Here is an 18,345-nt window from a genome sequence, read left to right on the forward strand (position 1 = left end):
CCTAACGTTCTTTGACGAGGCAATACAGGAAAATTTCGAGCACCGGAGTCGCCCCGTGTCTTTTGTACGGACATACACCAAGCCGCGGGTGTTCGCGGCCGCGGTTCTCGGCTCTCTCGTCGTCGGCGCCCTGCTGGGCATCGTCGCGCGGCAGACCGGGACCGGCTGGCTGACCGATCTCCTCGACCAGATCGGCACCATCTTCACCACGCTGCTGCAGATCGCGGTGATCCCGCTGGTCTTCACGGCGATCGTGGTCGGCATCAACAGCCTGCGGAAGCTCGGCGGCGGCCGGACGGCCGCGCGCCTGGGCGGCAAGACGGTGCTGTGGTTCGCGATCACGTCGTTCATCGCGTCGCTGATCGGCATCGCGGTCGGCCGGATCTTCAACCCCGGCACCGGCGGCCTCGCCGGCGTCGAGGCCACCGCGAAGAACGCCGACAAGGCCGCGAAGAGCGTCGACAGCTGGGGCTCGTGGAGCGCCTTCGTGCAGGGGTTGCTCCCGGAGAACTTCGTCAAGGCGTTCGCCGACGGCGAGACGCTGCAGGTGCTCTTCCTCGCCCTCGTGATCGGCGCGGCGGCGTACAGCCTCGGTGACAAGGCCAAGCCGTTCGTGGACTTCACGACGAGCGTGTTCGAGATCATCCAGCGCTACCTCGGCTGGATCGTCCGGCTGGCCCCGATCGGCATCATCGGCCTGATCGGCGCGGCGGTCGCCAACTACGGCGACGCGCTGTTCCGGCCGCTGTTCTCCACCACGCTCGCGGTGTACGTCGGCTGCCTGCTCGTGCTGTTCGTCGTCTACCCGATCCTGCTGCAGTTCGTGGCGAAGGTCAGCCCGCTGAAGTTCTTCGCGAAGGCCGGCACGGCGATCCAGTTCGCGTTCGCTTCGCAGTCCTCGGCCGCGACGCTGCCGCTGACCCGCCAGTCCGCGGTCAACCTCGGCGTCCAGCCGGCGTACGCGGCCTTCGCGACCCCGCTCGGCAGCGCGACGAAGATGGACGGCTGCGCGGCGGTGTTCCCGGCGATCGCGGCGATCTTCGTCGCCAACCTGGCCGGGGTCTCGCTGAACTTCTGGCAGTACGTCGGCATCGTCGTGGTCGCGGTGGTCGGCGCGCTGGCGACGGCCGGCACCACCGGCTGGCTGACGGCCTTCACGCTGACGACGTCGTTCATCGGCCTCGACGCCAAGCAGGTCGCACTCGGCCTGGCGCTGATCTACTCGGTCAACCCGATCATGGACATGATGCGCACGGCGACGAACGTGGCCGGCCAGATCGCCGTGCCGGTGATCGTGGCCCGCGCCGAAGGCCTCCTCGACGACGAGGTCCTCAACGCGCCGACCGACAACCCGGAACACAGCGACGACGGCGCGGCGGCCCGCCACACCGAGCCCGCCCCCGCCTGACCGCAAGTCCGTGAATGTCACATTGAGGGACTCTGAGTCCCTCAATGTGACATCCACGGCTGGTCAGGGGCAGGCGCGGAGGTCGGCGCGGGTCAGCCGGATGTCCGGCCAGCCGCGCAGGTCCGAGGGCGACGTCACTCGGCGGGTGCAGCCGACCGACTTGCCCGTCAGGTCGTAGACCTCGCCCAGCACCGGCGCCGCCTCGCACTTCGGGGTACCTGACGCCGCGTCCGCGCAGTCGTGGCGGACCACGATCACGTCCGGGCGGCCGTCGGCCGTGACGTCGTAGAGCGACAGCGTCCCCGCGTCCGCGTAGTACGGCTTGCCCGAGTCACGCCACACTCCCCCGCCGGCGACCAGCAGCTCGCCGTACGCCGCCGAGCCTTCGTCGCCGACGTCGCCGCGGACCAGGCACGTCGGCGCGGCGCCGTCGATGCAGCGCAGCGAGTTCTGGTCCAGCCGCACGCCCAGCTGCGCGATCGCCAGCTCGAACTCGGTGCCCGGCTCCGGCCCGACCCGCAGCCGTGCCGCGCCGCCCGCCGCGTCGGTCAGCAACACAACCGGCGTTCCGCCGACCGTCATCGCCGCGAGTTCGCGGCACGGCCCGCCACCGCAGGTCACGGCGGGTGCCACCGGCCCGGCCGCGGGCTCCGCCGCGCCGGAGGGCGCCACCGGCCGCGGCCGCAGCACGAACACCGCGCCGATCGCGCCGACGGTCACCACCACCGCCAGCACCGCGGTGAGCAGCGCCGACCGGGGCGTCCGCGCTGCCGAAGTCCGCATAAGACAGAGCGTAAGCCGCTTCGCGACCGTGTGTGGGCAGCGCCCCGTCAGCGTGTGGCCGGTTCAACCCGACGGGGTCACATCTAGCGGAGAGTGTCCGTCTATGTTGTCCGGGTGACGAACCCGAACCTTCCCCCCGCCCTGTACCTGCCGACCGGCCCGGCCAGCGCCGAGACCGAGGGCGCGTCGATCGAGCTGCGCCGCACCCCGGACGGCCGCACCGCGCTGGTCGCGTTCACCGCGCTCGACCGGCTGATCGACTGCTGCGGTGAGCACCAGCCGTGGGTCCTGGTCAACACCGAGCACCTGCCGAAGGTCCACGCCGCGAACCCGTACGACGTGATCGTGCTCGACTCGCCGCTGCCGGCCGAGCTGCGGCACGGTTCGACGCTCGTCTGAGCGTGGTTCACCTCTCACTCCAGAGACGCGCGACGTCCTATCCGTAGACTTCTGCAATGCCGCGTGGGCGGTCAGCAATGCAGCTGTCGGACGCAGGAGGTGCGGGGTGGCCGAGCAGGTCGGCGAATCCACGGGTGGCCCGGTGACGAAGATCCTGGTCGCCAACCGGGGCGAGATCGCGGTGCGCGTGATCAGAGCCGCCAAAGACGCGGGGTTGAGCAGCGTCGCGGTGTACGCCGACCCGGACCGCGACGCACCACACGTGCGCCTGGCCGACGAAGCCTTCGCCCTCGGCGGCACCACGGCCGCCGAGAGCTATCTGAACGTCGACAAGCTCCTCGACGCCGCCAAGCACTCGGGCGCCGACTCGGTGCACCCGGGTTACGGCTTCCTCTCCGAGAACGCGGAGTTCGCCCAGGCCGTCATCGACGCCGGGCTGACCTGGATCGGGCCGAGCCCGCAGGCCATCCGCGACCTCGGGGACAAGGTCACCGCCCGCCACATCGCGATGCGCGCGGGCGCACCGCTGGTGCCGGGCACCAAGGAGCCGGTCAAGGACGCGAGCGAGATCGTCGCGTTCGCCGACGAGCACGGCCTGCCGGTGGCCATCAAGGCCGCGTTCGGCGGCGGTGGCCGTGGCCTCAAGGTCGCGCGCACCCGCGAAGAGATCCCGGAGCTGTTCGAGTCGGCCACACGCGAGGCCGTCGCGGCGTTCGGCCGCGGCGAGTGCTTCGTCGAGCGCTACCTGGACAAGCCGCGGCACGTCGAGGCGCAGGTGCTGGCCGACCAGCACGGCACCGCGATCGTCGTCGGCACCCGCGACTGCTCGCTGCAGCGCCGCCACCAGAAGCTCGTCGAGGAGGCGCCTGCGCCGTTCCTGTCCGACGAGCAGCGCAAGCGCATCCACGAGTCGGCGAAGGCGATCTGCAAGGAAGCCGGCTACTACGGCGCCGGCACGGTCGAGTACCTCGTCGCCACCGACGGCACGATCTCGTTCCTCGAGGTCAACACGCGCCTGCAGGTCGAGCACCCGGTCTCGGAGGAGACCACCGGCCTCGACCTCGTCCGCGAGATGTTCCGCATCGCGCGCGGCGAGAAGCTGCGGATCACCGAGGACCCCGAGCCGCGCGGCCACTCGATCGAGTTCCGCATCAACGGTGAGGACGCCGGCCGCGGCTTCCTGCCCGCGCCGGGCACGGTGACGAAGTTCGTCGCGCCGAGCGGGCCGGGTGTCCGCGTCGACTCCGGTGTCGAGTCCGGCAGCGTCATCGGCGGCCAGTTCGACTCGATGCTGGCGAAGCTGATCGTCACCGGTTCGGACCGGAACAACGCCCTGGAGCGCAGCCGCCGCGCGCTGGCCGAGATGGTCGTCGAGGGCATGGCGACGGTGCTGCCGTTCGACCGCGTGATCGTCGACGACCCCGCGTTCATCGGCGACGAGAACGGCTTCAGCGTGCACACGCGCTGGATCGAGACGGAGTTCGACAACCAGATCGAGCCGTTCGTCGCGCCGGACGTCGAGGCTGCCGAAGAGGAGCCGCGCCACAACGTCGTCGTCGAGGTCGGCGGGCGCCGCCTCGAGGTGTCGCTGCCCGGCGGGTTCGCGCTCGAAGGCGGCGGGGGCGGCGGCACCGCCGTCAAGGCGAAGCCGCGCAAGCGCGCCGGTGGTGGCAAGGCCGCGGTGAGCGGGGACGCCGTCACCGCGCCGATGCAGGGCACCATCGTGAAGGTGGCCGTCGAAGAGGGCCAGTCGGTCGAGGCGGGTGAGCTGATCGTCGTCCTCGAAGCGATGAAGATGGAGAACCCGGTCACCGCGCACAAGGCGGGCACCGTGACCGGCCTTTCGGTCGAGGTGGGCGCCGCCGTGACGCAGGGCACGCAGCTTCTCGAGATCAAGTAGGACAGTTCGTTACAGATGTCGTGGTGGGCCGCCCCCGAGGCGGCCTACCATCGACTACGTGACCGAAGTCCCGTCTCCGCAGCTGCGGATCAGCGACCAGAACCGCGAGTCCGCACTGACCGCGCTCGGTGAGCACATGAGCGCGGGGCGGATCGACATCGACGAGTACGGCGAGCGCTCGGCCCGGATCACCGCGGCGAAGACACGTGGTGAGCTCGGCGAGATCTTCGCGGACCTGCCGGCGCCCCACCCCCGGTACGACGACTTCCCGCAGGCCGTCACGGCTCCCGAGCCCGACCGGCAGGCCGAGCCGGTGCCGCGGCGCTCAGGGTCACCCGAAAACTGGTCGCCGCCCCAGCGGTTCATCGCCGCTTTCATGCCGTTGACCGTCATCGCCGCGATCGCGTTGATCGTCACCGGCGTCGTGGGCTGGGGGATCATCTTCGTCCCGATCGGGCTCGCGTTCTTCGGCAAGGCGATGTGGGGCCACGGCTGGAACCACGACCAGCACCACCACGACCGGCACGAGCGGCACCTGCGCGACCGGGAGCGCCGGCGCGCGCTGCGCGACTCCTACCGCCGCGAGATGGGCCGCTGATCCTCCCGTGGGCGACATGCTGCTGAGCGACGCCGAACGCCAGGACGCGCTGGACGTGCTCGAGGAGCACGTCCGCACCGGGCGGCTCGACATCGACGAGTACGGGTCGCGCACCGCGAAGGTGACCGCGGCCAAGCGGGTCAGCGAGCTCGTCCCGCTCTTCGAAGACCTGCCCTCGCCCCGGCCGAGCGCCCTGCTCAACGGGGCCGCCGCGCCCCAGGTGCCGGTGATGTCCGGCGAGAACACCCTGTCGCGCTGGCTCACCGCGAGCGCGGTGCCGATCGCGATCGTCCTCGCGGTGGTGGTGCTCATCCTGTCCCGCGGCCGGCTGCTGATCATCTCCGTCGCGCTGCCCCTGGTGGTCGCGATGATCGCGGGGGCCCGCCGTCGGCGCTGAGCCTGCGAGAATCACCCCGTGATGGGCGTGGTTCCGGGCGCGCTGGACGCCCGAGGCGAACGGCTGGCCGGGCCGATCTTCACCGGCGTCGGCCTGGCCGGGCTCGCCGCGTGCACGATCTTCGCGCCGGGTCCCCGGGGCGCCACCCTGGCCGTCGTCGTGGTCACCGCGGTGTGGCTGCCACTGCTGATCCCGCTGTTCCCGCGCCGGGCGGCCCACCCGTGGCTGGCCGCCGGTTACTACGCGGGTTTCCTCGCGGCCGCGATCGTGCTGGTGGCGCGCGACGACACGTTCACCGGCTTCGCGTCGTTCGGCTACCCGCTGGCGTTCGTGCTGTTCCCGGCGCGGTGGGGCTTCTTCGCGGTGACCGCGACCGCGGTGCTGCCCATGCTGGCCTCCGGCTCGGACTCGCAAACCCCGACGTGGGTGCTGGTCGTGTCGGTGGCCGGGCCGCTGCTGTACGCCGCGTGGTTCGTCGGCGCGGAGAGCGAGAAGCGGCGCAAGGCGAACGTCCGGCTGGAAGCCGCGCTCGAGGAGAACGCCGGCCTGCACACGCGGCTGGTGGCCAAGGCGCGGGAAGCGGGTGTGCTCGACGAGCGGCAGCGGATGGCGCGCGAAATCCACGACACACTGGCCCAGGGCCTGACCGGGATCGTCACGCAGCTGGAAGCCGCGGACGGCCCGGACCGCGACCGGCGGCTCGAGCAGGTGCGCACCCTGGCCCGCGACAGCCTCGGCGAGGCCCGCCGCGCGGTGCAGGCGCTGCGGCCGGAGCCGCTGACCGCGGCCCAGCTGCCGGAAGCGCTTTCCGAACTGGCGCGCCGGGTCACCGGGACGTCCGGGATCACGGTCAGCGTGGAGACGACCGGCGACGCCCGGCCCCTGTTGCCGGAACTGGAGGTGACGCTCTACCGCGTCGCCCAGGAGGCCCTCGCCAACGCGGAGAAGCACGCGCGCGCTTCGCGGATCGTGGTGACCCTGTCCTATTCGGACGAACTGGTGCTGCTCGACGTCGTCGACGACGGGATCGGCTTCCGCCCCGGCGACCGCGGTGACGGCACCGGGTTCGGCCTCGACGCGATGCGCCAGCGCGTCCGGCGGGTGGCGGGGACGCTGTCGATCGAGAGCACCCCGGGCGACGGCACGGCGGTCAGCGTCCAGGTGCCGGCGATCCAGGCCGCGTGAATTGCTCCCTTTGCCGGGCAACCGGCCACCCCCTTCGGGCGTGGTGATCGATGCAGGTCGGGGGAAAGGGAGAAACGATGAGAAGCAACGTGTTGAAGCGGGCGGGGGTGCTCGCCACGGTGGCGATCGCCGTCACCGCGCTGGGGGTTCCGGCGGCGCAGGCCCAGGGGGTGCGGCTGTCCTGGCAGCCGACGCTGCTGCCGCTGCCGGCGGGAGCGAGCCCGCTCGGGCACGGCTTTCTGACCGCGTCGGACGGCCACGGGGAGTACACCGGCTCGTTCATCGTCGACAACAAGCTCCAGGTGGTGAGCTGGCGCGGCGGCAAGCCGGTGCTCCGCGGCGTGCCGGAGGGCTACGAGTGGGCGATGGTCCAGGGGGAGGACAGTGCCGGGCGGGTGTACGGCAACTCGATCGACTACGACACCAGCAGCAACCGGTCGTTCGTGCTCGACGCCACCGGCTTCCACCTCCGGGACAACCCGGCCGGCTACCGGGAGTTCCAGGTGCAGGCGGTCAACCGGCGCGGTGACGCGGTCGGCAGCGTCTTCACCGACGATCCGGCGGACAACGCGGTGGCGGTCTGGCCCGCCGGTGCCGCGGCGCCGACCCTCGTGCCGCTGCCGGCCGGCGCCGACGGCGTGACCGACATCGACGACGACGGCGCGATCCTGTTCAACGGGTTCGAGCGCGACATCGTCTGGAAGAACGGCGTGAGCCGGCCGCTGGCCGACCTGCCCGGCTTCTCGAACCCGCACGGCTCGGCGATCCGCAACGGCGTCGTCGTGGGGTTCGCGTCGAACGGCAATGCGTCGCAGGCGGTGCGGTGGTCAACCCCGGAGAAGGCCACGGCGCTCTCCGGCGGCGACTACGCCATCGACCTGAACGTGGGCGGCCTGACGGCCGGGCTGACCCCGCCGGCCGCGGGTTCGTTCCGCGGCAAGCCGATCGTGTGGCGGAGCACTTCCCCGGGCGGCGAGCTGAAGCAGCCGGGCACCTACGCGGCGTACCAGCCGTTCCATGTCAGCGACGACGGGACGTTCGTGGGGTCCGCGTCGAACGGCCCGCTCGACGAGGGCGGCGTGCCGGTGATCTGGCGCCTGGCCCCGTGAGGCCGAGGCCGTGAAAGCCAGGCCGGGGGCGGCGTGCTCCCGGCCTGGCTAGGCTGGGCGGAGTGGAACCGGTGGAGATCAACGCGGGCACCTACTACCTGCGCCAGCTGCGCGCCGACCGGCACATCGACGACCGCCTGCTGCTGATGGAGGCGTTCGCCGACCCGACGCACCGCAAGTACGTGCTGAACTACCGCCTGCGCACGCTCGACGAGGCAACGGAGTACGTGACGCTCCGAGCAGCCCAGTGGGCGGGCGACGAGCGCTGCTCGTGGGCGATAACGGAGCCGACATCAGGTCGTTTGCTGGGCGAAGTGGGCTTGCGCGAGCTGAACCTGGACGCGGCGTACGCGGAGGCGACGATCTGGGTCCACCCGGCCGAGCGAGGCAAGGGAATCGCAACAACGGCGCTGAGCGCGGCCCTGCGTTTCGGCTTCGGCGGCCTGGGGCTCACGGAGGTGAGTTACCGGTACGAGGAGAGCAACGCGGCGTCGGCGATCGTGGCGGAGCGGTGTGGGTTCACGCTGGTCGGCCCGGAGGCGGAGCGGGCGCCGACGGGTGAGCGCCTGATCCGCTGGCACCGGACTTCCTGAAGACATCCCCCGCCTCTCCCAGGGGCGGCCCCGAGGCCAGTCTATCGGCGCCCCCGGACGAAACCCGCTCCGAAGGCACCTTTCGCGCCTAGTTGCCCACAACTCGACGAGACTGTGGACAACCCGGCGCAGGTCGACCCCTCAGCTCACCGGCTCCACCAGCCCCGCGCGGGCCTCCGGCGCCGCCGACCTCAGGGCGTCCGCCGCTTCGTCGCTCGGCTGGGACTGGGACTCTCGCTCCGACTCGACGCGGGCGCGGTAGACCTCGATCTCCCGCTTCACCGTTTCGGGTGACCAGCCGAGGACCTCGCCGACCAGCGCCGCCACCTGCTCGGCGCAGTCCACGCCGCGGTGGGCGTACTCGATCGAGATGCGCGTCCGGCGGGCCAGGACGTCCTCCAGGTGCAGGGCCCCTTCGTGCGAAGCCGCGTACACCACCTCGACGCCCAGGTAATCCGGTGCGTGCTCGATCGGCTTCAGCAGCTCCGGGCGGCCGTCGGCCGAGGCCAGGACCTCGTGGACCACGGAGCCGTAGCGGTCGAGCAGGTGCCTCACCCGATAGGGGTGCAAGCCGTGCTCGGCGGCCAGGTGGTCGGCCTGGTTGACCAGTGCGTGGTAGCCGTCCGCGCCGATCAGGGGGACCTTGTCCGTGATCGACGGCTGGGACCTGCCGGGCAGGTCGACCGCCGCCGCGTCGACGGCGTCCGCCGCCATCACCCGGTACGTCGTGTACTTGCCGCCGGCGATCGCGACCAGGCCCGGGGCCACCCGCGCCACCGCGTGCTCGCGCGAAAGCTTCGAAGTCTCTTCGCTCTCCCCCGCCAGCAACGGGCGAAGGCCTGCGTACACACCTTCGATGTCGTCGTGGGTCAGCGGTGTCGCGAGGACGCTGTTGACGTGCTCGAGGATGTAGTCGATGTCGTGCTTCGTCGCCGCCGGGTGCGCCAGGTCCAGCTCCCAGTCGGTGTCCGTCGTCCCCACGATCCAGTGGTTGCGCCACGGGATCACGAACAGCACCGACTTCTCGGTGCGCAGGATCATCCCCGACTCCGAGACGATCCGGTCGCGCGGCACGACGATGTGCACACCCTTGCTCGCCCGCACGCGGAACCGCCCGCGCCCGCCGGACAGCCGTTGCAGCTCGTCGGTCCAGACGCCGGTGCAGTTGATCACCGCGGCCGCCGAGATCTCCGTTTCGCGCCCGTCCTCGACGTCGCGCACACGTACACCCGAGACCCGGTCCGCCTCGCGCAGGAACCCGACGACCTGGGTCGACGTCCGCACGACCGCGCCGTAGTGCGCGGCCGTCCGCGCCACCGTCATCGTGTGGCGGGCGTCGTCGGACTGCGCGTCGTAGTAGCGGATCCCGCCGATCAGCGCCGACCGCTTGAGCGCCGGCACCATCCGGAGCGCGCCCGCGCGAGTCAGGTGCTTCTGGCCGGGGACGCTGCGGGCGCCGCCCATCGTGTCGTACATCAGCAGGCCCGCCGCGGTGTACGGCCGCTCCCACACGCGGTGCGTCAGCGGGTAGAGAAAGCTGACCGGTTTCACCAGATGGGGTGCGATCGTCGTCAGCATCAGCTCACGCTCGCGAAGCGCTTCCCGGACCAGGCCGAACTCGAGCTGCTCCAGGTACCGCAGGCCGCCGTGGAAGAGCTTGCTCGACCGGCTCGACGTCCCCGAAGCGAGGTCGCGGGCTTCGACGAGCGCGACCCGCAGCCCGCGCGTCGCGGCGTCCAGCGCCGTGCCCGCGCCGACCACGCCGCCGCCGATGATGACGACGTCGAACGTCTCGTTGCCCAGCCGCTGCCAGGTCTGTTCTCGCTTGGCCGGACCCAGTCGAGCCGGGTTGGTCTCCGCTGCGTGCTGCGCACTGGCCACGTGACACTCCTCCTCGGGCTGGCGAGGGTTCCAGCATCGCACGACCTGGTGATCCTCCGCCCGTCCCCGGATGACACTTGTGGCGTAACCCTCCGCGATCTTGAAAAGATTCGGCTACCCGGTGCTTGGTATCCGCTTATACGCCCCGGTAACGTCGCCCGGACGTGGGTCGGCAACGGTGCCGTGGCACGCCGTGATCGACCCTGCGCAGAGTGTCCAGTGTGGAGGTGCAGCGGTGAGTGCTGGGGCAATAATCGTCTGGGAACTACTGGGAACGGCCGCGCTGATCCTGCTCGGCAACGGTGTGGTCGCGAACCACGTGCTCCGCAAGACCAACGGGAACAACGGCGGCATCCTCTTCATCAACTTCGGCTGGGCGTTCGCCGTCTTCACCGGCGCCAGCATCGCCGCGCCCAGCGGCGCGCACCTCAACCCGGCGGTGACCCTCGGGCTCGCCATCGCCGACAAGACCCCGTGGGCCGACGTCCCCTTCTACTTCATCGGGCAGATGGCCGGCGCGATCATCGGCGCCATGCTGTGCTGGGCGACCTACAAGCTCCAGTTCGACGACCACCCCGAGCCCGAGAACACGCTCGGCATCTTCTCCACCGCGCCGCAGATCCCGAACACCGCGTGGAACCTCGTCACCGAGGTCATCGGCACGTTCGTGCTCGTCGTCTGGATCCTGCTCAGCCCGACCTTCGCGGCCGGCGACACCGGCACCCCGAACTTCGGCAACTCCGCACTGGGCTACGCGGGTGTCTCGTTCGTCGTGCTCGTGATCGGCACCTCGCTCGGTGGCCCGACGGGGTACGCCATCAACCCGGCGCGTGACCTCGGCCCCCGGATCGCGTACGCGTTCCTGATGCCGATCAAGAACAAGGCCAACGCCAACTGGGGCTACTCGTGGATCCCGGTCGTCGGCCCGCTCGTCGGTGGCGCCCTCGCCGCGCTCGTCTACCTCGCCGTCCACAACCTCACCTGATCGCCCCCTCGACCGGATTCCTGGAGCACACATGACTTCGTACGTAGCCGCGATCGACCAGGGCACGACGTCGACCCGGTGCATGATCTTCAACCACGAAGGCCGCGTGGTCGCCGCCGACCAGCGCGAGCACGAGCAGATCTTCCCCCGCGCCGGCTGGGTCGAGCACAACGCCGAAGAGATCTGGGAGAACACGCGCCGGGTCGCCGCGGGCGCGCTGGCCAAGGCCGACCTGACCGCGAAGGACATCGTCGCGGTCGGCATCACCAACCAGCGTGAAACCGCGCTGGTCTGGGACAAGACGACCGGCAAGCCGGTCTACAACGCGATCGTCTGGCAGGACACCCGCACCGACAAGATCGTCACCGAGCTCGGCAACCTCGGCGGCGGCCAGGAGCGCTACCGCGACAAGGTCGGCCTCCCGCTCGCGACGTACTTCTCCGGCCCGAAGATCAAGTGGATCCTCGACAACGTCGAAGGCGCGCGCGAGAAGGCCGAAGCCGGTGACCTGATCTTCGGCAACATGGACACCTGGGTGCTGTGGAACATGACCGGCGGCGCCGACGGCGGTGTGCACGTCACCGACCCGACCAACGCCTCCCGCACCATGCTGATGGACCTCGACACCCTGCAGTGGGACGCCGAGATCGCCGGTGAGATGGGCATCCCCCTTTCGATGCTGCCGGAAATCCGCTCCTCCTCCGAGGAGTACGGCAAGGTCCGCGAGAAGGGCGCGCTGGCCGGCGTGCCGATCGCGGGCATCCTGGGTGACCAGCAGGCCGCGACGTTCGGCCAGGCGTGCCTTTCGCCCGGCGAAGCCAAGAACACCTACGGCACCGGCAACTTCATGCTGCTCAACACCGGCACCGAAAAGGTGATGTCGCAGAACGGGCTGCTCACCACGGTCTGTTACAAGATCGGCTCCAACGACACGATCTACGCTCTGGAAGGCTCCATCGCGGTGACCGGTTCGCTCGTGCAGTGGCTGCGCGACAACCTCGGCATGATCGGGACCGCGGCCGAGATCGAGGAGCACGCGCGCAGCGTCGAGGACAACGGCGGCGCGTACTTCGTCCCGGCGTTCTCGGGTCTGTTCGCTCCTTACTGGCGATCCGACGCTCGCGGCGCGATCGTCGGGCTCACCCGGTTCGTCAACAAGGGCCACCTCGCCCGCGCGGTGCTGGAGGCGACCGCCTTCCAGTCGCGCGAGGTGATCGACGCGATGAACGCCGACTCCGGTGTCCCGCTGAAGTCGCTCAAGGTGGACGGCGGCATGGTCGTCAACGAGCTGCTCATGCAGTTCCAGGCCGACATCCTCGGCGTGCCGGTGATCCGCCCGGTGGTCAACGAGACCACCGCGCTGGGTGCCGCGTACGCCGCCGGCCTGGCCGTCGGGTTCTGGAAGTCCGAAGACGACATCCGCACCAACTGGGCTCAGGACAAGCAGTGGGACCCGTCGATGGACGACTCCCGCCGCGAATCCGAGTACCGCAACTGGAAGAAGGCCGTCACCAAGACCTTCGACTGGGTCTCCGAAGAGGACTGACCGGCGAGGGCCGGGGGCGTGACCAAGGCGCTCCCGGCCCGCCCGCCCGGGTCAGTCGTCCCAGCCTTCCGGCTTGCCGGACTGTTCGTTGGGCGCGATGACCAGGAACGGCACGCCCTGGTCGTCCACGACCCGCACCTGCCGGCCGTACGGCGAGTCGAACGGCCGGTCCAGCGCCTGGCCGCCGAGTTCGACCACCTTCGCCGCGCTCGCGTCGGCGTCCGCGACCGAGAAGTACGCCGACCAGTTCGACGGCACCTCCGCCGGCGCCGACGCCGGCAGCGCGCCGAGCCCGCCGACCGGGCGGCCGTCGAGCAGCAGCACCGCGTAGGTGAAGTCGTCGTTGGACAGGTCCTGGAAGCCGTAACCGAAGACCTGCTCGTAGAACGCCTTCGCCGCCGGGAAGTCACGGCTCATGCACTCGTTCCACGCCAGGGTGCCCGGCGCCGCGGTGACCTGCGTGCCGATGTGGTTGCCGGGTTCCCAGAGGCCGAAGACCGCGCCCGCCGGGTCGGCCGCGACCGCCATCCGGCCTTCCTTCATCACTTCCATCACCGGCATGAGGATCTGCCCGCCGGCCTCGGTGATCGCCGCGGCCGTCCGGTCCACATCGGACACGGCCAGGTACGTCGTCCACACCGCGGGCAGCTCCTGGCCCGGCGGTGTCTGCCCGATCCCGGCGACCGGGCGCCCCTGCAGCTCGGCCATGCCGTAGAAGCCGGTCTCTTCGCCGCCCTTCTGCACGTCCCAGCCGAACAGGCCGCCGTAGAAGGCCACCGCTTTCGCCTGGTCGGGCACCATCAGGTCCACCCAGCTGGGTGTGCCGTCGGGCCACCGCTCGTCCCGGAACTTCATGTCGACTCCCAACCCTCGTTCGCGCCGCCTCGGGTGACGGCCGACACAGTCTGGCACCGGGCACCGACAAAAACAGGGCCGAAGGACTCCCCACCACGGAACCGGTCCGGCCGGGAACGGTCGGTGAACCGCGTCAGGCCCGCACGAGCCGCGCGTAGACGACGATGTTGTCGACGTAGTTGTGCGCGCTCCGGTCGAAGACGCCGCCGCAGGTGATCAGCCGCAGCTCCGGGCCGGCCGTGTCGTCGTAAACGCCTTCGCCCTCGAAGTCCTGCTTGGGCACTTGGTGCACCTTCGTCACCTCGAACGACGCCGTGGTGCCGTCCTTGCGGGCGACCGAAACCCGGTCGCCGGGCGCCAGTTCCTTGAGCCGGAAGAAGATGCCCTTCTGGTGGTTGCCGTCGACGTGCCCGAGGACGACGGCCGGGCCGACCTCGCCCGGCGTCGGCGCGTAGGTGTACCAGCCCGCCTGCAGCGGCGTGGTCACCGGCGGCACCTGGATGGTGTTGTCCGCGTTCAGCCCGAGCGGGACCAGCGACGAGTGCGCGCCGATCTTCGGGATGTCGATCGAAACCGGCTCCGACTTCGGCAGGCCGGCGACGGCGTCCTGGCCCGCGGCCTGCGGTTCCGGGTTCACCGCGACCGGCTGGGCCGGCGGCGGCTGCGCGGTGGACGGCTCGGGCCCGCCGCCCAGCGTCAGCGCCAGCACCGCCAACGCGGCCAGCAGCGCGACGACGAGCGCGATCAGGTAGCCCCGTCTGTTCGTGATCCTCGTGGTCATGTTCTCCCCCGTGACTGGCGCCTGCAGTTCACACGTCCGGGTGGATCGTTCGGTTGGGTCCCGACGGTACCTTCGCGGTCCCGGCGAGGATCAGCGGCGCCACGCCCGCCGGGCCAGCACGAGGCCGCTGCCGCCGACCGCGAGCACACCCATGGCGGCCGCGGCCGCGAGGGGACCGCCGGAACCGTCCGGGTGCTGCGGCTCGGCGGTGGCGGGCTCGGCCGGCGCCGCCGAGGTGGCCGGCGACGGCGCGGCCGCGAGCGCGGCGCCCGGCGCGAGAACCAGGAAAGCCGCCGCAACCCCCGCGACGACAACAGCGTTCTTCATTCTTTTCTCCCCTGTGGATCACGCCCGGAATGAGGCGAAACGGATGCTGCTCGCAGTTCCCCTTGCTGCACCCAAAGACGTCTCCACCTGCGATCGGTTGCGCGCACAGCTCACCGAAACCCATGAAAAAACCACCCCGGAGCGTGGCTCCGAGGTGGTTGTTTCCGATTTCGGGAATCAGCCCGCCATGCTGCCGTCGCCCGCTTTCGCCGCGCCGGCCGGCACCTTCGCGACCTGGGCCGCGGGCACCGAGAACTGCGTGCTGTAGGTGCCGGCACCGCAGGTCACGGTCAGCGGGTACGTCCCGGACGCGGTGCCGGGCTTGAGCGTGGCGTCGGCGCTGATGTTCGCGTCGGTGCCCATGAACGGGCCCGGGAAGTAGTTGGCGAAGGTCAGCACCGGCGAGGAGAACGTCGGCGAAGCGCCTTCACACTTCGCGAGCGCGACATTCGGCGCATCGCGGACGTACTTGTCCACGAGCGTCTGGTTGATCGCGGTGTTGACGTTGAGCTGGACGCTGCCCTTCGCCGGAGCGGCGCTCGGCGTCGGGCTGGTGCTTTGCTGCGCTGTCGCGGGCGCTGCCAGCGCCGTCGCCCCGATCACCGCTGCCACAACAAAAACCACCGTCTTGCGCACCTTCGCACCCTTCGCGTCCTTCAGCCGTACAACCGACAAGACGCGACGGGATACGACGGGGTTGCGTGCTTCGTCAGTCGAGATCGTCGTGGCGCATGAGCTGGCGACCGGCCTCGGTGATCGAGCCCGACAGCGACGGGTACACCGAAAATGTCAGTGCCAGGTGGTCCACTGTGAGCTGGTTCTGGACGGCGAGCGCGATGGGAAGGATGAGCTCGCTCGCCTGCGGCGCCACGACCACTCCACCGACGACCACGCCGGTGGCGGGGCGGCAGAACAGCTTGACGAAGCCTCGGCGGAGGCCCTCCATCTTCGCGCGCGCGTTGGTGGCCAGGGGCAGCATGATGGTGCGCGCGGGCACCTCGCCGGAGTCGATCGCGTGCTGGCTGATGCCGACGGTCGCGATCTCCGGGTGGGTGAAGACGTTGGCGGCGACGGTCTTGAGCTTGATCGGCGCGACGCCTTCGCCCAGCGCGTGCCACATCGCGATGCGGCCCTGCATGCTCGCCACCGAGGCCAGCATGAGCACGCCGGTGCAGTCGCCGGCGGCGTAGATCCCGGGAACGGAGGTGCGCGAAACGCGGTCGACGGTGATGAACCCGCCGGGGCCGGGCGAGATGCCGACCTTGTCGAGGCCGATGTCGGCGGTGTTCGGGACCGATCCGACGGTCATCAGCGCGTGGCTGGCTTCGATCACGCGGCCGTCGGCGAGGAAGATCTCGACGCCCTTCTCGGTGCGCTCGACGCGGTCGGCGCGCGCCTGCTTCGCGACGGTCGTGCCGCGCTGCGAGAAGACCTCCTCGAGCACCGCGGCGGCGTCGGCGTCCTCGTGCGGGAGGACGCGGTCGCGGCTGGAGACGACGGTGACCTTGACGCCCATCTCGGTGTAGGCGGACGCGAACTCGGCGCCGGTGACCCCCGAGCCGATCACGGCGAGGTGCTCGGGCAGCTCCTGGAGCTCGTAGAGCTGGCGCCAGTCGAGGATGCGCTCACCGTCCGGCACCGCGCCGGGCAGGACACGCGGGGTGGCACCGGTGGCGATCAGGACGACGTCGGCCGGGAACTTCTCGGTGGCGCCGTCCGGCGTGGTGACGGCGACCTTGTGCGTCGCGAGGCCGGGCTCTTCGTCGCAGAAGCGCGCCTGGCCGATGACGACGCGGACACCTTCGCGCTGGACGCGGGCGCGGATGTCGGCGGACTGGGCGAGCGCGAGGCCCTTGACCCGGCCGTGGACGGTCGGGAGGTCGATGCTCGTGTCGGCCATGTCGGTGTTGATGCCGAGCTCGCCGAGGTCGTGCATCTTCGCCAGCGCGCCCGAGCTCGCGATGAACGTCTTCGAGGGAACGCAGTCGTAGAGGACGCAGGCGCCACCCAGTCCGTCGCGCTCGACGATCGTGACGTCGGCCCCGTGCTGGGCTGCGACCAGCGCGGCTTCGTAGCCGGCCGGGCCCCCGCCCATGATCACGATCCTGGTCACCTGGGTCCTCCTCGAGTGCGTGCGTGCGGTGGTCTCACCGTACGCGGCGAAGGTGACCGGACACTGAAGTGGGCGAACACGGCGAGTGCGTCCACTCGGGTGAGCGAGGGGTCGCTAGGCTGTCGGCGTGCCGTTGTATGCCGCGTACGGATCGAACATGGAGCCCGCCCAGATGCTGGAGCGCGCGCCGCACTCTCCGATGGCCGGCAGCGGCTGGCTGGAGGGGTGGCGCCTGACCTTCGGCGGCGAGGACCTCGGCTGGGAAGGTGCCCTGGCCACGATCGTCGAGGACCCGGGATCCCGGGTCTTCGTCGTTCTCTACGACGTGACGTCGCTGGACGAGACCGGGCTGGACCGCTGGGAAGGCGGCGAGCTGGGGATCCATTCGAAGATCCGGCTGCGCGTCCAGACCATGGACGGCTCGGTGCTGGCCTGGCTGTACGTCCTGGACGCGTACGAAGGCGGCCTCCCGTCTGCGCGTTACCTAGGCGTCCTGGCCGATGCGGCCGAAGCCGCCGGGGCTCCGGCCGACTACGTCGAAGACCTCCGAACCCGCCCCTGCTCCGGCATCACCGGCTAACCGACCCTCCAGGTACGCGAGCCGACCCTCCAGGTACGCGAACTACACGGAACGCACCCGAAAGGCGTCGCGCAGTTCTCGGAGGACGCGACCCGGATCCCGGAGATCGGCCGCGGCGGCACGGACCGTGATCCAGCCTCGCCCCAGCATCCGCCGATCCCGCTCCGCATCGGCAGCCTGGCGATCCTCGTGCGCGGCGAACCCGTCGTATTCGAGTGCGACGCGGCGAGCAGGCCAAGCCATGTCGAGCACGTAGAGCAGTCTGCCGTCGATGTCGTAGATCGGATACTGCACGTCCGGGAGGGGCAGTCCGGCCTCGACAACGACCAGCTTCAGCATGCTCTCGGGCGGCGATTCCGCCCGTCCATCGGCGAGGGCGAGCATCGACAGGGCCCTGTGGATACCTTTGCGGCTCGCACGGTCGACGATGCGGTCTCGCACGTTGTCTCGGAGCCTCTGCAGGTGGTCCGGAGGTAACCCCCGCATGGCCTCTTCGGCGGCCGCGAAGGCTGTTCGCTTATCCCCTCGGCACAGAAAGTCGGCCAGTGCGAGATCCAAGCTGAAGACCGGCAGACCGTCGAGTTCGAGCACATCGTGCGGCTGGTAGTCGGCCTGGTGGACGACCAGACCGGGCTTCGATCTGACCCGCCGTTCGTAGGGCACGGTGAGGTGGATGTCAGCACACTCGGCGACCGAAACCCCATGTAACACAAGGGAAGTAGCACCTGAGAGCGCAGCCGGTTGACCGGCCAGAAGCAACGCCGCCTCGGCCCGGGTCGGTAATTTGAGCGAGTCGGCGGCGGGCACCACCACTCCTCGCCAAGGCTGGGCCAACAGCCCGCTGCTCAACGCCTCGCGGACTGCTCGCTGTCCCAGCACCTCGACGGCCTCGCTACGCAAGGCTG

General features: G+C 70.4%; 19 protein-coding genes. 11 read left to right on the forward strand and 8 right to left on the reverse strand.

What is annotated here, in order from left to right; translation table 11 throughout:
• The first annotated feature begins 55 nt into the window (after positions 1–55).
• The gene (locus tag ACIA5G_RS37150) at positions 56–1,408 is read left to right on the forward strand and encodes a dicarboxylate/amino acid:cation symporter (protein WP_395931921.1); all 1,353 of its coding nucleotides are present in this window, start codon (positions 56–58) and stop codon (positions 1,406–1,408) included.
• Between the two features lie 63 nt (positions 1,409–1,471).
• Here ACIA5G_RS37150 and ACIA5G_RS37155 read toward each other — a convergent pair whose 3' ends face one another.
• A complete protein-coding gene (locus tag ACIA5G_RS37155; protein WP_395931923.1) occupies positions 1,472–2,191 on the reverse strand; it encodes a hypothetical protein in 720 nt (239 codons plus the stop codon).
• Positions 2,192–2,305: 114 nt separating this feature from the next.
• Here ACIA5G_RS37155 and ACIA5G_RS37160 point away from each other — a divergent pair, with 114 nt between their 5' ends.
• The 7 genes from ACIA5G_RS37160 to ACIA5G_RS37190 all read left to right on the forward strand — a co-directional run bounded on the left by ACIA5G_RS37160 (position 2,306) and on the right by ACIA5G_RS37190 (position 8,372).
• The gene (locus ACIA5G_RS37160) at positions 2,306–2,590 is read left to right on the forward strand and encodes an SAV_915 family protein (RefSeq protein ID WP_395931925.1); all 285 of its coding nucleotides are present in this window, start codon (positions 2,306–2,308) and stop codon (positions 2,588–2,590) included.
• A gap of 106 nt (positions 2,591–2,696) precedes the next feature.
• A complete protein-coding gene (locus ACIA5G_RS37165; protein WP_395931927.1) occupies positions 2,697–4,490 on the forward strand; it encodes an acetyl/propionyl/methylcrotonyl-CoA carboxylase subunit alpha in 1,794 nt (597 codons plus the stop codon).
• Positions 4,491–4,548: 58 nt separating this feature from the next.
• Positions 4,549–5,088, forward strand: a complete 540-nt coding sequence (locus tag ACIA5G_RS37170) for a DUF1707 domain-containing protein (RefSeq protein WP_395931929.1) — start codon at positions 4,549–4,551, stop codon at positions 5,086–5,088.
• 7 nt (positions 5,089–5,095) lie between these two features.
• Positions 5,096–5,485, forward strand: coding sequence for a DUF1707 domain-containing protein (locus ACIA5G_RS37175; RefSeq protein WP_395931931.1), 390 nt, complete (start codon positions 5,096–5,098; stop codon positions 5,483–5,485).
• 21 nt (positions 5,486–5,506) lie between these two features.
• Complete coding sequence (locus ACIA5G_RS37180) at positions 5,507–6,670, forward strand: sensor histidine kinase (protein WP_395932282.1); 1,164 nt, start codon at positions 5,507–5,509, stop codon at positions 6,668–6,670.
• A gap of 77 nt (positions 6,671–6,747) precedes the next feature.
• The gene (locus tag ACIA5G_RS37185; protein WP_395931933.1) at positions 6,748–7,779 is read left to right on the forward strand and encodes a hypothetical protein; all 1,032 of its coding nucleotides are present in this window, start codon (positions 6,748–6,750) and stop codon (positions 7,777–7,779) included.
• A 62-nt stretch (positions 7,780–7,841) separates the two neighbouring features.
• Positions 7,842–8,372, forward strand: coding sequence for a GNAT family N-acetyltransferase (locus ACIA5G_RS37190; protein WP_395931935.1), 531 nt, complete (start codon positions 7,842–7,844; stop codon positions 8,370–8,372).
• 141 nt (positions 8,373–8,513) lie between these two features.
• Here ACIA5G_RS37190 and ACIA5G_RS37195 read toward each other — a convergent pair whose 3' ends face one another.
• On the reverse strand, positions 8,514–10,253 hold the full coding sequence (locus ACIA5G_RS37195; RefSeq protein ID WP_395931937.1) for a glycerol-3-phosphate dehydrogenase/oxidase: 1,740 nt from the start codon (positions 10,251–10,253) through the stop codon (positions 8,514–8,516).
• Between the two features lie 235 nt (positions 10,254–10,488).
• Here ACIA5G_RS37195 and ACIA5G_RS37200 point away from each other — a divergent pair, with 235 nt between their 5' ends.
• Together ACIA5G_RS37200 and glpK are read left to right on the forward strand one after the other, a co-directional pair.
• Positions 10,489–11,238, forward strand: a complete 750-nt coding sequence (locus ACIA5G_RS37200; protein ID WP_395931939.1) for an MIP/aquaporin family protein — start codon at positions 10,489–10,491, stop codon at positions 11,236–11,238.
• Between the two features lie 31 nt (positions 11,239–11,269).
• The gene (gene glpK, locus ACIA5G_RS37205) at positions 11,270–12,784 is read left to right on the forward strand and encodes a glycerol kinase GlpK (protein WP_395931941.1); all 1,515 of its coding nucleotides are present in this window, start codon (positions 11,270–11,272) and stop codon (positions 12,782–12,784) included.
• A 51-nt stretch (positions 12,785–12,835) separates the two neighbouring features.
• Here the strand turns inward: glpK and ACIA5G_RS37210 are convergent, their stop codons facing one another.
• The 5 genes from ACIA5G_RS37210 to ACIA5G_RS37230 form a co-directional block, all read right to left on the reverse strand.
• A complete protein-coding gene (locus tag ACIA5G_RS37210) occupies positions 12,836–13,639 on the reverse strand; it encodes a VOC family protein (RefSeq protein WP_395931943.1) in 804 nt (267 codons plus the stop codon).
• Positions 13,640–13,772: 133 nt separating this feature from the next.
• The gene (locus ACIA5G_RS37215) at positions 13,773–14,420 is read right to left on the reverse strand and encodes a class F sortase (protein ID WP_395931945.1); all 648 of its coding nucleotides are present in this window, start codon (positions 14,418–14,420) and stop codon (positions 13,773–13,775) included.
• Between the two features lie 90 nt (positions 14,421–14,510).
• Positions 14,511–14,747 (reverse strand): hypothetical protein, encoded by a 237-nt coding sequence (locus ACIA5G_RS37220; RefSeq protein ID WP_395931947.1) that lies wholly within the window; start codon positions 14,745–14,747, stop codon positions 14,511–14,513.
• A gap of 177 nt (positions 14,748–14,924) precedes the next feature.
• On the reverse strand, positions 14,925–15,383 hold the full coding sequence (locus ACIA5G_RS37225) for a hypothetical protein (RefSeq protein ID WP_395932284.1): 459 nt from the start codon (positions 15,381–15,383) through the stop codon (positions 14,925–14,927).
• A gap of 73 nt (positions 15,384–15,456) precedes the next feature.
• Positions 15,457–16,860: an NAD(P)H-quinone dehydrogenase gene (locus tag ACIA5G_RS37230; protein WP_395931949.1), complete on the reverse strand. Its 1,404-nt coding sequence runs from the start codon at positions 16,858–16,860 to the stop codon at positions 15,457–15,459.
• Positions 16,861–16,987: 127 nt separating this feature from the next.
• Here ACIA5G_RS37230 and ACIA5G_RS37235 point away from each other — a divergent pair, with 127 nt between their 5' ends.
• Entirely contained in the window at positions 16,988–17,440 is a 453-nt protein-coding gene (locus ACIA5G_RS37235) for a gamma-glutamylcyclotransferase (protein ID WP_395931951.1), read from the forward strand.
• A gap of 42 nt (positions 17,441–17,482) precedes the next feature.
• Here the strand turns inward: ACIA5G_RS37235 and ACIA5G_RS37240 are convergent, their stop codons facing one another.
• Positions 17,483–18,316, reverse strand: coding sequence for a DUF559 domain-containing protein (locus tag ACIA5G_RS37240; protein WP_395932286.1), 834 nt, complete (start codon positions 18,314–18,316; stop codon positions 17,483–17,485).
• Positions 18,317–18,345 lie beyond the last annotated feature (29 nt).

It is taken from the genome of Amycolatopsis sp. NPDC051758 (assembly GCF_044453095.1).
Classification (GTDB): domain Bacteria; phylum Actinomycetota; class Actinomycetes; order Mycobacteriales; family Pseudonocardiaceae; genus Amycolatopsis.